General features: G+C 53.3%; 25 protein-coding genes. All 25 read left to right on the top strand.

The annotated features are described in order from the left end of the window. Positions 1-14: 14 nt before the first annotated feature. The 25 genes from DSM2777_RS00920 to terL all read left to right on the top strand — a co-directional run bounded on the left by DSM2777_RS00920 (position 15) and on the right by terL (position 14,068). Positions 15-293: a helix-turn-helix domain-containing protein gene (locus tag DSM2777_RS00920; protein ID WP_061552934.1), complete on the top strand. Its 279-nt coding sequence runs from the start codon at positions 15-17 to the stop codon at positions 291-293. Positions 294-295: 2 nt separating this feature from the next. Continuing rightward, positions 296-2,347, top strand: coding sequence for a Mu transposase C-terminal domain-containing protein (locus tag DSM2777_RS00915; RefSeq protein WP_082790837.1), 2,052 nt, complete (start codon positions 296-298; stop codon positions 2,345-2,347). 41 nt (positions 2,348-2,388) lie between these two features. Further along, complete coding sequence (locus tag DSM2777_RS00910; protein WP_061552933.1) at positions 2,389-3,282, top strand: AAA family ATPase; 894 nt, start codon at positions 2,389-2,391, stop codon at positions 3,280-3,282. A 10-nt stretch (positions 3,283-3,292) separates the two neighbouring features. Next, positions 3,293-3,526: a hypothetical protein gene (locus tag DSM2777_RS00905; protein ID WP_061552932.1), complete on the top strand. Its 234-nt coding sequence runs from the start codon at positions 3,293-3,295 to the stop codon at positions 3,524-3,526. A gap of 3 nt (positions 3,527-3,529) precedes the next feature. Then, the gene (locus tag DSM2777_RS00900; RefSeq protein ID WP_061552931.1) at positions 3,530-3,730 is read left to right on the top strand and encodes a hypothetical protein; all 201 of its coding nucleotides are present in this window, start codon (positions 3,530-3,532) and stop codon (positions 3,728-3,730) included. After that, entirely contained in the window at positions 3,720-4,340 is a 621-nt protein-coding gene (locus DSM2777_RS00895) for a DUF3164 family protein (RefSeq protein ID WP_061552930.1), read from the top strand. Before DSM2777_RS00900 ends, DSM2777_RS00895 begins: the two co-directional genes overlap by 11 nt. Before the next feature lies 1 nt (position 4,341). Beyond that, complete coding sequence (locus DSM2777_RS00890) at positions 4,342-4,584, top strand: ANR family transcriptional regulator (protein ID WP_061552929.1); 243 nt, start codon at positions 4,342-4,344, stop codon at positions 4,582-4,584. A 255-nt stretch (positions 4,585-4,839) separates the two neighbouring features. Then, a complete protein-coding gene (locus DSM2777_RS00880; protein ID WP_061552927.1) occupies positions 4,840-5,544 on the top strand; it encodes a DUF2786 domain-containing protein in 705 nt (234 codons plus the stop codon). Between the two features lie 4 nt (positions 5,545-5,548). Then, positions 5,549-6,073, top strand: coding sequence for a hypothetical protein (locus DSM2777_RS24725; protein ID WP_064645405.1), 525 nt, complete (start codon positions 5,549-5,551; stop codon positions 6,071-6,073). Then, on the top strand, positions 6,070-6,276 hold the full coding sequence (locus DSM2777_RS00870) for a hypothetical protein (protein WP_061552926.1): 207 nt from the start codon (positions 6,070-6,072) through the stop codon (positions 6,274-6,276). The genes DSM2777_RS24725 and DSM2777_RS00870 overlap by 4 nt, the downstream gene beginning before the upstream one ends. Continuing rightward, positions 6,269-6,829: a hypothetical protein gene (locus DSM2777_RS00865; RefSeq protein ID WP_061552925.1), complete on the top strand. Its 561-nt coding sequence runs from the start codon at positions 6,269-6,271 to the stop codon at positions 6,827-6,829. The genes DSM2777_RS00870 and DSM2777_RS00865 overlap by 8 nt, the downstream gene beginning before the upstream one ends. Then, on the top strand, positions 6,826-7,206 hold the full coding sequence (locus tag DSM2777_RS00860) for a hypothetical protein (RefSeq protein ID WP_061552924.1): 381 nt from the start codon (positions 6,826-6,828) through the stop codon (positions 7,204-7,206). Before DSM2777_RS00865 ends, DSM2777_RS00860 begins: the two co-directional genes overlap by 4 nt. Then, complete coding sequence (locus DSM2777_RS00855; RefSeq protein ID WP_061552923.1) at positions 7,199-7,672, top strand: hypothetical protein; 474 nt, start codon at positions 7,199-7,201, stop codon at positions 7,670-7,672. The genes DSM2777_RS00860 and DSM2777_RS00855 overlap by 8 nt, the downstream gene beginning before the upstream one ends. Beyond that, entirely contained in the window at positions 7,657-8,064 is a 408-nt protein-coding gene (locus tag DSM2777_RS00850; RefSeq protein ID WP_061552922.1) for a gp16 family protein, read from the top strand. Before DSM2777_RS00855 ends, DSM2777_RS00850 begins: the two co-directional genes overlap by 16 nt. Before the next feature lie 2 nt (positions 8,065-8,066). Continuing rightward, positions 8,067-8,501: a Mor transcription activator family protein gene (locus DSM2777_RS00845; protein ID WP_061552921.1), complete on the top strand. Its 435-nt coding sequence runs from the start codon at positions 8,067-8,069 to the stop codon at positions 8,499-8,501. Positions 8,502-8,508: 7 nt separating this feature from the next. Then, a complete protein-coding gene (locus tag DSM2777_RS00840) occupies positions 8,509-9,030 on the top strand; it encodes a hypothetical protein (protein WP_061552920.1) in 522 nt (173 codons plus the stop codon). A 79-nt stretch (positions 9,031-9,109) separates the two neighbouring features. Beyond that, positions 9,110-9,754, top strand: a complete 645-nt coding sequence (locus DSM2777_RS00835; RefSeq protein ID WP_061552919.1) for a glycoside hydrolase family 19 protein — start codon at positions 9,110-9,112, stop codon at positions 9,752-9,754. After that, positions 9,745-9,993 (top strand): hypothetical protein, encoded by a 249-nt coding sequence (locus DSM2777_RS00830; protein WP_061552918.1) that lies wholly within the window; start codon positions 9,745-9,747, stop codon positions 9,991-9,993. Before DSM2777_RS00835 ends, DSM2777_RS00830 begins: the two co-directional genes overlap by 10 nt. Beyond that, positions 9,974-10,612, top strand: a complete 639-nt coding sequence (locus DSM2777_RS00825) for a hypothetical protein (RefSeq protein WP_061552917.1) — start codon at positions 9,974-9,976, stop codon at positions 10,610-10,612. Before DSM2777_RS00830 ends, DSM2777_RS00825 begins: the two co-directional genes overlap by 20 nt. Beyond that, a complete protein-coding gene (locus tag DSM2777_RS00820; RefSeq protein WP_061552916.1) occupies positions 10,609-10,851 on the top strand; it encodes a hypothetical protein in 243 nt (80 codons plus the stop codon). Before DSM2777_RS00825 ends, DSM2777_RS00820 begins: the two co-directional genes overlap by 4 nt. Further along, positions 10,848-11,162 (top strand): hypothetical protein, encoded by a 315-nt coding sequence (locus DSM2777_RS00815; protein ID WP_061552915.1) that lies wholly within the window; start codon positions 10,848-10,850, stop codon positions 11,160-11,162. The genes DSM2777_RS00820 and DSM2777_RS00815 overlap by 4 nt, the downstream gene beginning before the upstream one ends. A 1-nt stretch (position 11,163) precedes the next feature. Further along, positions 11,164-11,664: a DUF1804 family protein gene (locus tag DSM2777_RS00810; protein WP_061552914.1), complete on the top strand. Its 501-nt coding sequence runs from the start codon at positions 11,164-11,166 to the stop codon at positions 11,662-11,664. Beyond that, on the top strand, positions 11,657-11,878 hold the full coding sequence (locus DSM2777_RS00805; RefSeq protein ID WP_061552913.1) for a hypothetical protein: 222 nt from the start codon (positions 11,657-11,659) through the stop codon (positions 11,876-11,878). The genes DSM2777_RS00810 and DSM2777_RS00805 overlap by 8 nt, the downstream gene beginning before the upstream one ends. Before the next feature lie 6 nt (positions 11,879-11,884). After that, positions 11,885-12,337 (top strand): hypothetical protein, encoded by a 453-nt coding sequence (locus DSM2777_RS00800; RefSeq protein WP_061552912.1) that lies wholly within the window; start codon positions 11,885-11,887, stop codon positions 12,335-12,337. Positions 12,338-12,400: 63 nt separating this feature from the next. Beyond that, complete coding sequence (terL, locus tag DSM2777_RS00795) at positions 12,401-14,068, top strand: phage terminase large subunit (protein ID WP_061552911.1); 1,668 nt, start codon at positions 12,401-12,403, stop codon at positions 14,066-14,068.

The following is a 14,068-nucleotide window of genomic DNA, read 5'->3' as shown; positions in this document are numbered from 1 at the left end:
AAGAGGATCACACAATGCAGTTGCTGAAACAAGATATGGCCAATTTGTTTGTTCATGCGGGGCGTGACTGGTCTAGCAAGGCAATCATTGCTGCCCTGGATCGTCAGGGCGTCAACCTCCGTGACATTGAGAAAGAGTTGTCGCTGAAGGAAAGCAGTATTCGTAACGTTTTTTATCGCAAGTGCGGTCGGTATGAAGAAGCTATCGCACAAAAAATCGGTATCGCTCCAGAAGTTATATGGCCAAGCCGCTATCTCCCTGGCGAACGTGCTGCTGCTAAGACGGAGATTTAAAGATGTCTATTTGGCTAACAGCTAAAGAGTGTGCAGGTCTTCCAGGTTTTCCGACGATGGAGCACAACATTCGTAATCGCCTGGATAAGCAGTCAGGTGGGAATTCAGCATTACGTCGCCGCCGTGAAGGTTCAAAGGCATTCGAATATCACATGGATTGTTTGCCAGAAGTAGCAAAGCAAATCGTTCAAGAGCGCTTTTTAAATACGCTGTTAACCAAACCCAATAACGGTTTTAAACACAGTTTAAAAACCAGTAAAAGCGCAGTCAGGGTCACACAGGAATTGGATCTGATGCGTAAGTGCCCAGCCATTCTGGAAAATAAGGTCTCTGTGCTTAATAACGATCAGCGTGTCACAGCCGATGCTCGTATGGCTCTGGTCGTTGAGGTTCTGCGCCTGGAGAACGAAGCCGGTTTAAGCCGCATTTCTGCGATCAAATACATCACTGCAAAGGCTCAGTCTGAAAGCTTGCCGGAACAGCTGCAGGAATGTGTCAGTTTTGCCAATGCCCGCCGTGGTAAAGAACGCACGTTGAGTGTCCGTTCATTGAATGGCTGGGTTCTGGATTATCTGCGCGGGAAAGATGCTGCTGAGCGCCTGGCTCTGCTGGCTCCGGGGTACAACAAGGCCAAGCCAGTCGAAAACATCCGCTGGATGCCGATGTTTATGGCCAATTATCGTACTACGCACGGTATCACTGTCGCCGAAGCCTATGAAGGTTTTTGCCTGGACTGGCAGCAGCAGTATGCCGACCAGCCCGCCATGCTGCAGGCCATACCGTCAATACATGCGGTACATCGCGCCCTGAATAAGTTGCCAAAGCTGGTTCGCCAGCGTGGTCGCGTGACCGGTTCTGCGCTTACAGCCCTGCAAACTTACGTTAAACGTGACTGGTCACAAATGCCGGTGAATGGCGTTTGGATCGGGGATGGTCACAGCATGAAAATGAAGGTTCAGCACCCAGACCACGGACGGCCGTTTACGCCTGAAATCACGCTGGTTATCGATGGCCGCACCCGTTTTGTTGTGGGCTGGAGCCTGAGCCTGTCTGAAAACACCATCGCGGTGGCTGATGCGCTGCGCTATGGCATGGAGCGTCACGGCGTGCCGCTGCTGTACTACTCCGATAACGGTGCAGGTGAAACAGCAAAACTGCTCGACGCTCCGCTGACGGGTATCTTGCCGCGTCTCGGTATTGAGCATCCGACCGGTATTCCTGGCAATCCGCAGGCTCGCGGCATCATCGAACGCCTGAACAAGGAAATCCCGGCGCGTATCGCCCGTAAGTTCGCCACTTATAACGGAAAGCTTGCCGACCGTGAAACGGCGCGTATTACCAGTCGTGCAATCGACTCAGCGGTAAACGCCATTAACCAAAACAAACCACTCAATAACGTTCAGCAGAACGCGCTGGCCAAGCTGCCTTCGTGGAATCAGTTGCTGGATGCCATGGAGATTGAAATTGAGAGTTACAACACGCAGCACCGTCACAGTGAGTTGCCACAGCGCGAAGACGGCAAGCACTTCACGCCGGCGGAATACCGTGAAAGTCTGCTGCCGGAAGCTGAGATTGACCGCCTTTCCGTAGTTGAATTGCGCGACATGTTCAGACCGCAGGTTACCCGTATCGCGCAGCGTGGCTGGGTCAAATTGTTCAATAACGATTACTTCTCAGAAGACTTGATCCAGGTCGATGGCAAAGAAGTGGCCGTTGCTTTTGATATCCACAGTGCGGAGTCCGTCACTGTGCGCCATATCGACGGCACCTTTATTTGTACCGCCATCTGGAACGGCAACACCCGCGCCGCCTTCCCGGTTGAATACATCGAGAAAGTGAAGAAAGACCGTCATACCCGCCGGATGGGGCTGAATGAGCGTAAGGCTGAGGAAATTAACGCTGAGCTGAACCCTGTTCGCACTATCGAGCACGCACCGGATTTCGGGGCATTACTGCAGGGGCAATCTGAGAAGATTATTGATGACCGGGAGCCGATGTTTTTATTCGAATCTGAGCGTGAAGAGTATTTGAGTAAAAAAAATAAAGCGGTCTGACCGCCATCAGAACCGCTTCACCACAACTGGAGAAATAAAGTATGTCAACAAAAGAACAGCTTGTCGAATTAATGGAGCGCAAAGGCCTCACCCAAACGCAGGTTTCCCGCGCTATCGGTAAGAGTACTGCTTTGGTCAGTCAGTTCCTGCAGGAAAAGTACACCGGCGATATGGAAAGCGTTAATGCCCTGGTGCAGGACTTTATTGACCGCACCCGCGAAAAAGACAAGGCGCAAAAGGTCGAGGTGAAGTTTGTTGCAACACCTACCGCTCGTAAGGCGCTGGAAATTATCCGGCTGGCACACGTTGACGGTGAAATCAACGTGCTGTACGGCGAAGCCGGACTTGGCAAGACAATGGCCCTGAAATCCTACGCGGCCAGCAACCCGACGGCGCTGCTCATTGAGGCTGACCCGAGCTATACCGCCCGTGTGCTGCTGGAAGAAATCTGCAACCGCCTGAACCTGTCCACGCGCGGAAACATGCACGAACTGTTTGAACTGTGCGTGGCCAAGCTTCGGAACACGGGTTATCTGCTGATGATTGACGAAGGCGAACTGTTGCCACACCGGGCTTTGGAGGTGCTGCGTCGCATCCATGACAAAACGGGGATCGGCATTGTCCTGGCCGGTATGCCTCGCCTCATTATTAATCTGAAAGGTAAGCGCGGCGAGTTTGTACAGCTCCACAGCCGCGTCGGTTTTGCCCTGAATATCGGAAACGCCCTCTCTCAGGACGACAGCGACCTTATTGCCTCAACCATCCTGCCGGATGTGCTTTCCAGGGACATGAGTGAAGTGCTTTACAAAGAAAGTCGGGGCAATGCCCGCCGCCTGTTCAAGTTGCTGCGTGGTGTCATCCGCACCAGTCATATCAATGACCGCGAAGTTAACGTTACTACCGTCCGGCAGTTCGCCGAAATGCTGATTAATTAGGAGATTCGACATGTGCCAGTTACCGATTAATAACCCTGAACTGATGCGCCCAATTAATGGGCTGATGCGTGCCGGCATCAAAATTGTGGAATTTAACACCCGTTTTCGTCGCCCGATCATTGAAGTAGATCGCCCATTCAAAGCCTGGGAACGGGGTGCGGCAGAAATCACCGAAACCCGCAACGGCGTGCAGTCCGTCGTCAAAATGACCATCTGGCGTGGCGCCCACATCATCTGGAGATAGTAAATGGCCAAAATCATCATCACGTTAACTGAAAACGCCAGCCGTGTCGGGTGCGGGTGTCGCATCGAGGCAGAAGACGGTGACAGCACATTGCTCACCAAAATCGCCTCAACTGTAGGGTTTGGCCTTGCAGGCCATGTTAGTGAAAAAGTTCGTAAAGCCATCATCAACCGTAAAAAAGAAGGAAAAAACAATGTCCATTAAAGAGAACACAGTACCCGCAGGCTACATGCGCGACCGCAAAGACCGTCTGGTGCCAGTTGATCAGGTGTCCGGATTCGACCTGGAAATGGACGCGTTCGTCCGTACTCAGGTTGCCGAGGCTCTGGAGGAAAGCGCCCGTATCAAGGCGTTTAAGTCAAAGTCTTTCGACGAGTGCTATGCCTGGCTCGACCTGGTGGCTGAGAAATACGGCAAAACCCGTGGTGGCGTGAAAGGTAACGTCACGTTCGCCAGCTACGACGGCAGCCAGCAAATCAGCATCAAGGTGCAGGATTCGCTGACCTTCGGGCCGGAGCTGCAGATTGCGAAAGAGATCATTGATGAATGCATCAATGAATGGTCACAGGGTGCCAATGCCAACCTGCAGGCCATCATCAGCGATGCGTTCTCGGTCGATAAAGAAGGCCAGCTCAATACCGGCCGCATTCTGTCCCTGCGCCGTATCAAGATTGACGATGACCGCTGGCGTCAGGCGATGGAGGCGATTTCTGAGTCATTGCAGGTGGCGGTCTCCAAGGCTTACATCAATTTCCGTCAGAAAGATGCTGACGGCAAGCTGCTGAATATCCCTCTTGATATTGCGGCGGTGTGATATGGCGAACCGCTCAAACCGGATTAATGAAAATGCCGTGCGTAACCGTTTTATTGCCTACGCGCGCGGGGCGGCAGCTGCTGAACGCCGCGCTGAATATGACGTTGCGGCAGACCTGTGGCGTAAGGCCTGCAATATGCCGTGCCACCGCGTCAATGCCGAACATGCGCTCTTACGTGCTGATTTTTGTACCAATGCTGCGCAAAAGCGCTGGGGTCTGAAAGATGAATGCGAAACAGTTTAATCAGCTGTACCCGGTGGGTACGTGTTTCATCCACCAGCCGTGCAAGGCGCTTCGCGGGGGTCGGGCAGTCAAGACGGTTGATACGGCGCGTGATTTTACATCGTCTACGGTCGTTGAAATTAACGTTGCACCTTATTTTGTGAATACCAAGTCGTTAACGCCTGCGGGCTGATTTAACTCTTTTTAAAACCTTCTTTAAATATGGCGTAAACCCGCCAGGGGCGCGCTTACGCCAAAATTATGCAGAGGCTTATTATGAATAAAGAAAAGTATCTCGCGAAAATAAAGAAACTTCTGGCTTTAGGGAAATCGACTAATAGTCACGAAGCCGCTTTAGCTCTCGCCCGTGCCCGTAAATTGATGGCGGAATACCATGTCACGGAGCTTGATGTCGGCATTTCCGATATCAGCGAAGCCAGCAGCCAGGGCGCACCGTCTGATGCCCAGTCAATGCCAGCCTACATGGTGGGACTCATTCAGGTTATCCAGAAAGCCTTCGGCGTGCAGTCATACGCCAGCTGGCGTTATACCCCTCGCGGTATTCCTAAACGCATTGTCACCTTCTACGGCCCGGAAGAGCGTCCGCAAATTGCCGTTTATGCCTGGACTGTATTGAGTCGTCAGCTTGTTCGCGCCAGGTCTGAATATTTATCTGGTGTGCGCCGCAGCATCAAATCTGAAACCCGCATTGCCCGCGCTGACAAGTTCTGCGAAGGCTGGGTGGCGGGTGTGTACGAGGTAGTGCAGAGGTTTGTTGTCACTGAGAGTGAGCAAACCCTGATGCAGGCCTTTATCAATAAATACAAATCCGAGATGAAAACCACCACGCCACGCGAAGCCAAACAGACCCGTGGTGGTCAGGGTGATGCTGGCCACAGTGGTTATCTGGCGGGTAAGAACGCCACCCTGAATCATGCGGTCAATGGTTCAGGCCAGTCACCTTTGCAGATTGAGGGCTAATACCATGACTCACTTTCTGAAACACCTTACCGCAGAAGCCTTTAACGATAAATTCCCGGTCGGTAGCCGCTTCAAATATTTCAAAGTCATGGGCATTCCTGACAGCGTCGAAGTCACCACGCGCTCAACTGCCTGGGCACTCGGCAGCGGTCATGTGGTCGTCAGCCTGACAGGCCGCGCCGGTGGTTTTCATATAAACCATCTGCAGTATCTGGGAGAACCACTGAAGGAAGTACAGCGTCTCACAATCTTTGATATTGAGATGGTGAAAGGCCTGTGCGTCAAGACCATGAGCCACTACCCGTTGACCAGCGAAGAGATTATCGGCAAAGCCGAATGTCCGATGTGCCAGGGCGAAGGTTATCTCGATGCCACCGGACTTGTGCCCACCAAACGTCAGGTGGCCATTGAAGTTTATGGCATGACAGCAGATACAGCGGTACTCGACGAGTGGCTAAAAACCATCACGCCGGAGCTGGTCTTGCGTCTGGCCAATCAGGTTAGCCTGGGAACGGGAGCGCAAAAATGACCATTACTATCGATTCAATCTGGGTGTTGTGTGGTCTCGGTGTCGTCGCGGGGATCGGCCTGGGATTCGGTGGTTACCTTGGTTTGTGCGGTGCGATCACCTGGCGAAAGGCCGCTGTCTGGGTAGGCGCAAAGCTTGGTGACTTCATTCTGTACGTGCTGAAGGTACTTAAACAGCGTCGGGGGAAAAACTCAAATGATTAAATTGAAAGATGAATTTACCCCAAAGCGTCTCGATGAACTGGCTTATGGCAGAACGGGCGCGACCCTTCGTGAAATCAATATGATGGGCCGGCTCCTGTTGCAGGCTCCACCAGCAGAACACTCTGATGATTTCCATTTTGACCTGTTCGCCGCCTGCTGCAAAGAAAAGCTGGCCACTGCTCGCAACAAAGGGCGCAGTGGCTGGGATAATCCCGAGGTCTGTTCAGTTGAACATCTTGCTGAATTACTGGTGCATCATCTGACGAAGGGGAATGCCGGAACGTTCGAGGATATCGCCAATTTCGCCATGATGCTGCACCAGCGTTCTGCTGATCCAAAGGTACTGGCAAGAGCTGTTCGCTCGCTGCGCTTTACTCCAGGGGAGAAAGACGCAGTAGAACGGGCTCTGAATGCAATACCGCCTAAACCTCTGGAAAGATGTGCAGCCGGGCGGGATGGTGAATGTAATCATCCCGATTGTCCGCAACTTAGTGACAATGAGCCTGCAGCTTCTGGTCGCCATTGTCCTATAGATACCTGGGAAGATGAATGATGGCTAAATCTCCCGCCGAACGCAAAGCCGATCAGCGTGCCCGTCAGAGCAAAGCTACTGGTCTGCACCGTATCGAAATACAACTGTCTGAACGGGAATATCAAATGGCGCTGCAAGGATGCAGCCGCCGTAATCCTGGCCGTAATCCTTACAGCATTAAAGAGTATCTGGAATTGCTGTTGTTATGTGATGGCCAGCGCCTTGAGCGCCAGGAGTCAAGCCTGGGCAAGTGCAGGCAGTGTGGCGAGCAACTCCCGAAAGGTTGCGGTGCAGCGTTTATCGGAGAAAGCCGCTGTTGGTTTACCCGCGATGCTAAAGCGTTAAATCTTACTAACGTGACTGGTCACGCTAATTTAGATGAGGTGTCCCATGACTGACCTGAATCTTTTTAGAAACATGCTGACTTACGGTGAGGGCTATACCACTGAACAGATGGCGCTCTTCGAATCAGCGCTGAATGAAATCACTGAACTGCGTGCAAAGGTGCTAGCGTTCGGTGGCTTCTCACCCGCTGATACCGCTAATCTGATTACCGAGTGCGGTAAAGCTTCACAGCAACTCGTGCATTTTGAACGCAGCCCGAATTACACCTCAGAGACAGTAGCATCAATGCGTGTCGTGCTGCGTCACAGCAAGTCACGTTCAATGTTAGAACAGGAAGTGATGCTGACTTACCAACATGGATCCTGGTTCGCCCGGGTTACTGTTTCCGATTTCCCTGAATGTGACAGCCCGGAGGCGGCGCTGGGTAAATTATCTGACTGGCTAATGCGGCTTGGGCTTGCCTCCCAGGTGGGCTCTGAGCTACGGGAAACAATGGGGGCCCTATGGAGAAGAGACTGATTCAGTTGATCCATGTCGGCAAGTCGTCCCTGAACTGGGACGATGAGACGTATCGCGCTGTATTATATCGCCTGACCGGTAAGTCCAGTTCGTCACGCTGTACCGATACCGAAGGCGAAAAAATCCTGTCATACATGAAGGGGCAAGGGTTTGAGCCGACCCCTAAAAAGCAGTATGGCAAGAAACCTCGGGTGGCCGCATCACGTCAAACTGTTCTGAATAAAATCGAAGCGTTGCTGGCAGAGCGTGATTTACCGTGGGCTTACGCGGAACAAATGGCGCAACACATGTTTAAAAAACACTATATTATCTGGCTTGACGATAATCAGCTTCGTAAGCTGATGCAGGCACTGATAGTGAATGCCAAACGAAGAAATCAACGCGGAGAATGATGATGAACATTGAGCAGGTTGCAGACCTTTTGCCGGAATCAGTACAAAAAATTGCTGAGTTGATCGGCTATCCAGCAACAGTGCGCCTGCTCGAGGCTTTCGGTGGCACGACGTTTCCGGTCGGGAAAGGGCTGCGTGCTCTGGGGGCAACGCGTTCAGCACTCCTTCGCCAGACTATTGGCGACGAGAACGCCGCATTGATCGTGAAGACTTTCGGCGGTGAGGTGCTTTACCTCCCGCGTTGCGACCGCGCCCTGCGGGAACTGCGCAACCGCCGTTTTCTTAATGAGTTCGAAGAATTACGCAGTCAAGGTTCATCATCTTTGATGGTGATGACAGCGTTATGTCCTAAGTATGGTTTTAGTGACCGGTTTGCCTGGGGATTGCTAGCTGAGAAAAAGGCTGTCCAGGATAATCAACAAAACTTTTTATTCTGAGGTGATTATGAAAAAAATAGCGATATTTCTGGTGTTCATGATTTCTGCTTCGTCAGCTTATGCTGTTGATGGGTTTAGAAATGTCAAATTTGGGGCATCGATAGATGAACTAAAAAATGCTCATATATGCAACATGAAAGACCACAAATCAGATACGCAGGATATGAAAACTCTTTATTGTGAAGACTTTAAATTTGCAGGAAAGAAAACGACTGCTTTTGCAATTTTCCTAAATGATAAATTTGAGCGTTTCGCGATCACGGTGAATGGGAATGATACGGATGGCGTAATTGCTGGTCTCGTTAAAAAGTATGGAGAGGCTTCTTCTGTGTTCACAAAAGAAGAATATGACGCTGCGATAAAGAATGGTGGGAATTTATTCATAAAATTTGATGGGGATACTGTCATATTACAAATGAATCGCGACTCTGAAACTCTCGAAGACACTACATTTTTAACTTATACATCTAAAGATTTCGAAGAAAAGCTAGCGCTAGTTAAATCTAATAGTTTAAAAGAAGATCTTTAACCACTGAACCCCTTCAACTTAATCCCCCACTTTTAAAATCCGATACTGACGCCACGTAATTCATCAACCTGGCGTCTGTATGACTCTCGAAGACTTCCGCAAAGCTGCAAGCTTAACTTCCGCTCTCGCACAACGTTGGTTTCCGCACGTTGTCGCGGCAATGACCGAGTTTGGTATTTCTACTCCGCGCCGTCAGGCAGCGTTCATTGCCCAGATTGGCCACGAAAGCACAGGTTTTACCAAACTGTCTGAAAACCTCTATTACAACGACCCAGCCCGTGTGGCCGCGCTGTTTAAAACCGGTTTCGATCTTAATAAAAATGGCGTTGTCGATGCCGCCGAAATCGAGTTCGCCAAAGCCTACACCCGCAATCCTGAAAAGCTGGCCAATCGTGCCTATGCCGGACGTATGGGCAACGGGCCCGAATCCTCCGGCGATGGCTGGAAGTATCGCGGGCGCGGGCTTAAACAGGTGACCGGCAAAAGCAATTATCTGGCCTGTGGCGTGGCACTGGGTCTCGACCTGCTTACCGAGCCGGATTTGTTGCTCGACGATGCCCAGGCGGCGCGTTCAGCCGGCTGGTTCTGGCAGGCGAACAACCTCAACAGCTATGCCGATATTCGTGATTTTGTCGGCATGACCCGCCGCATCAATGGCAGCACCACCGGCCTGGCGGAGCGCACGGCGCGTCTCAAGGTCGCCGAGGCGGTCTTATGTCATTAAAAATTCTGCAACTTATCTCTAATCCGGTCACTGACCGGCTTTCCACATCAGACACCACGCTGTTCGGTGCCTTCCTGGTGAGCTCGTTTGTGCTGGTCTGGGTTACGGTGACCGGTCATCTCGAAGAGTGGCACGTTGCCGCCTATCTGGCCGCCTGGGTATTCCACAGTCAGGCCTCAAAACGCGCTGCCATTAAGCGCGATCAGGAGGTCAAACCCGATGCCAACCCTGCTGCTTAATTTCCTGAAAAATAACTGGGTCACGCTGGTTGTCATCGCGGTGCTGATGGTCGCCGGTGCGGGGCTGGGGTATCTCGCTGCCGGTCATACCTACCAGCATGATATTGACCAGGCCAATCAGCGTGAGAGCGCGACGCGCACGGATTTCGATGCGTTCAAACTCACCGCCCAGACCGAAAAAACTGCCGCAGCCCAACAGTCCGCCGCCGAACTGGCGGATGCGCTGACCCTGCAAAAACAGTATCAGGCCGAGGCGGAAACGCTTTCTGCACAGCTGCTGGCCAAACAGGGCGAGCTTGAACAGGCCCGCCAGGCATTCCAGAGGACAATCAAAAATGTCATTGAAAAAGATGGTATTGCTTATACAGGCATTGGCCCTCACAGCCTGTGCGCCCTCCGTGCCAGTCTTGGCTACCCCGGCTGTGGTGAGCGTGTGCCGGGTGCCACCGGCGCAGATGCTGGGCATCCCGCCGATGCCGCCAGCCCCGCAGGCGGACTCAGCCCCGCAGGCATCCTCACCCTCGGAAGTGATTACGGCACCTGGTGCCAGACCCTAGAGAGCAAACTCAGGACACTCAATGCGTTCTATCAGGGCGCGGATAAAAAGGACGGCCAATGACGTTTGATCTGGCATTTAACATCGCTCTTGGCCTGTGCGCCACCTTTGGTGGATTGTTCCTTCGGGGGATGCAGCAGGACATTACCGACCTCGAAATCGACGTCGAGCGCATCAAACAGGAGTATCAGCGCCGGGAAGATTCCCGCCGCGATCAGGACACGATTAAGGAGCTGCTGCGCGACATGAAAAAGAGCGTGGAGCGTATCGAAGAGAAACTCGACAGGAAGGCAGATAAATGAAACCACGCCAGCAACGCCAAAGCCGCAGAAAGCTGACCCCCTCACCGGTGCCCGTTACTAACCCGATGCTGGGTGAATTACAGGAGCTGCGCAGCATCGGCGAAAAACTTGACGCCCTGCAGCACACACTGCCCGGTGCGATGGGTATCGACCTGATTTACGACAAGCTCGACCGCATCGAGCGCCGTATAGACACCATCGACGCAGCGGCATCCAAAAAAGGCGCGGTGGCCGGAGCCATTGCTGGCGGGCTGTCCGGGTGCCTGGTCAGCACCACGATCATGCTTATCAAAGCGCGTATGGGATTCTGATATGGCGCATCCGCAGGAGACCAGGGACAAACTGCGTAAGGCCTATATATTCGGTCAGTTTTCGCTGGAAATCGCATCGGCTCAGGCCGGTGTCGCGTTTGCGACCGCCCGCCGCTGGAAGAAGGAATCGCAGGACGCCGGCGACGACTGGGACAAAATGCGAGCGGCGAACACGCTGGCGGGAAACGGGCTGGAAGATACCGGCCGCGCCATCCTGACAGGGTTGCTGATCCAGTACCAGACCACGCTGGATACCCTGAACTGTGATTCGACCATGCAACCGCGTGAACGCGTCGAACTTCTGGCCAGTCTGGCGGATGCCTTCAACAAGGCCACGTCGGCCAGCAAGCGCATCCTGCCAGAAACCAGCGAACTGGCGGTGGCATTGGATGTGATCCAGAAACTGTCTGTGTTTATTTCCGAACACCATTCCAAGCACCTGGCGGCATTCCTGGAAATACTGGAGCCGTTCGGGCAACAGGTGGAGCAACTGTATGGCTGACAAATTAATCCGGCTCAGTGACAGCGTGTCCGTGATGGCCAGCGCCATTATCTCTGTCTCGCGTGCCGATTACAGCGACTATGTGATAGTCAAAACGAATGATGGTTGTACGCACAGTGCAGACCGGGGCTATGGCGAAGCGGCTTACACCACGAAGTCGCGCCTTATCGATGAAATTAATGCCGCACTGGCACAAACCGACGCCAGTGAGTGAGGCGATATGCATTTTTTAACCTGGCTTAAAGGCCTCTTTAACAAAGCGAGAAAAGTGAAAATGGAACCAATCCTCGACAGTACAGCAGGTCTCCAGTCGTCTGGTGACTTATCAACAGAAAATCTTTCCACCACCGCATTGCCTGGCACCGTTGTTGAACCGGTGTTAGTCGGTCAGGGTCAGGAAAATACGACGCAGCCGATTATTCAGCCACAAACTTTAGCGCCGGTCGAAGAGACCGTCTCTGAGCTGGATGCCACACTGAGCCGCGTCAAGGCGTTGCTGCTGGTTGCTGACCATGCGGTGACTGATGTCTGGGACGACGCGGTGGCCTTCGCGAAAAAAGCGATCAAGACCGAAGAAGAGTTGGCGGGCAAGCTGGAAACCGTTTTACTGGTTGCCGGTCATGATGTCAGCGACGTGTTGAAAGATGCGTTCGCGTTTGCAAAAAAATATTGATCCAAACATTCTGAAACCCTGACATGCCGGCTTCTGCCGGCATGTTCATCATCGAGTCAGGTCATGGCCAAGAAGAATATCAAGCTTACCGCCCGCGATTTTGCCAAAGAGCTCGAGGAGCTTGCTGCTGGCCTGCGCCGCACCATTGAGGCTGAATGCGTAGGCTTTGATCCGTCTGCGGCGGCCGTGGCCGAGCGTAGGGAAAAAGTCAGAGACCCGGTTACCGGCTACGAGTATTTCATTGCGCAGTACTTCCCGCATTATGTCCGCCATCAGGATAAAAGCGAGCTGCACAAACACCTGTTTAAGCGCCTGCCTGAAATCGTCGCCAGCCTCAAAGGCGAGAACGACGCCATTGCTGCCCCCCGTGGTGAGGCAAAATCCACGCTCGTCAGTCAGCTCTTTGTGCTGTGGTGCATCATCTGCGAGCTGAAACATTATGTCGTCATCGTGATGGACTCCATCGACCAGGCCTATCCGATGCTCGAAGCCATTAAGTGCGAGCTGCAGTTCAATCCCCGCCTGCTGATGGACTTTCCCGAAGCCAGCGGCGGCGGGCGCGTCTGGCAGATGGGCACCATTCTTACACGCAATGACGTGAAAGTGCAGGTCGCGGGCTCAGGTAAAAAACTGCGCGGCCTGCGTCATGCCCCGTACCGTCCTGACCTGGCGGTACTCGATGACATCGAGAACGATGAGCAGGTGCGCAACCCCGACCAGCGCGACAAACTGGACAGCTGGCTGAAAAAGACCGTGCTGCCGCTGGGCGGTGCGGGGGCAAAATTCGATGTGGTCTACATTGGCACCATCCTGCATTACGACTCGGTGCTGTCACGCACCCTCAACAACCCGCTGTGGCGTTCGGCGCGGTTCAAAGCGATCATCCAGTGGCCTGAGAACATGTCATTGTGGGATGAGTGGGAAGAAATCCTGCGCAATAACGGCAAAGATGGCGAATGGATGGCCAACGCCTTCTATGAAAATCACCGTCTGGAGATGAACGCTGGCGCGATAGTGTCCTGGTCAGCGCGACCAATTCTGGACCTGATGCTGATACGTGCCCGTGATGGCCACAGCACCTTCGATGCTGAGTACCAGAATGACCCGGTCAGCGGCGAAGACGCGCCGTTCACCGGCTGCATCCAGTTCTGGGTCAACCGGCTGGAAGAGTGGGTATTCTTCGGGGCGTGTGACCCCAGCCTCGGTATTCAGGGCAATGCCCGGCGTGACCCCTCCGCGCTTCTGGTCGGCGGATTCAACCGTCATACCGGCATTCTGGACGTGGTTGAGGCGGCTATCCGTAAGCGCGTCCCGGATAAAATCATTTCGGACGTGATTGAGCTGCAGCGCATTTACCGCTGCCTGGTCTGGTCGATTGAGTCCGTGCAGTTTCAGGAGTTCCTGCGCACCGAGCTGGTGAAGCGCTCGGCGCAGCTGGGCATTCCGGTGCCGGCGCGGGCGGTGAAGCCCCATGCCGATAAAATGCTGCGCATCGAATCCCTGCAGCCGCACATGGCCAACGGCCTTATCCGTCTGCATTCGTCGCAAAATACGCTGATTGACCAGCTGCGACATTTCCCTAAAGCCGATCACGACGATGGCCCGGACTGCCTGCACATGCTGTGGGCGCTGGCCATGTCGGGTGCCGGTCACTTTTCTTTTACCCCGGTGCCGACGAGCCGCGACAGCGCACGCGGTGACCGCTTTGGTTCTGACTCTGGAGGTTGGTAA

Source organism: Obesumbacterium proteus (assembly GCF_001586165.1).
In the GTDB taxonomy this organism is placed as follows: domain Bacteria; phylum Pseudomonadota; class Gammaproteobacteria; order Enterobacterales; family Enterobacteriaceae; genus Hafnia; species Hafnia protea.
This window is presented reverse-complemented; position numbering and strand designations above follow the sequence as displayed.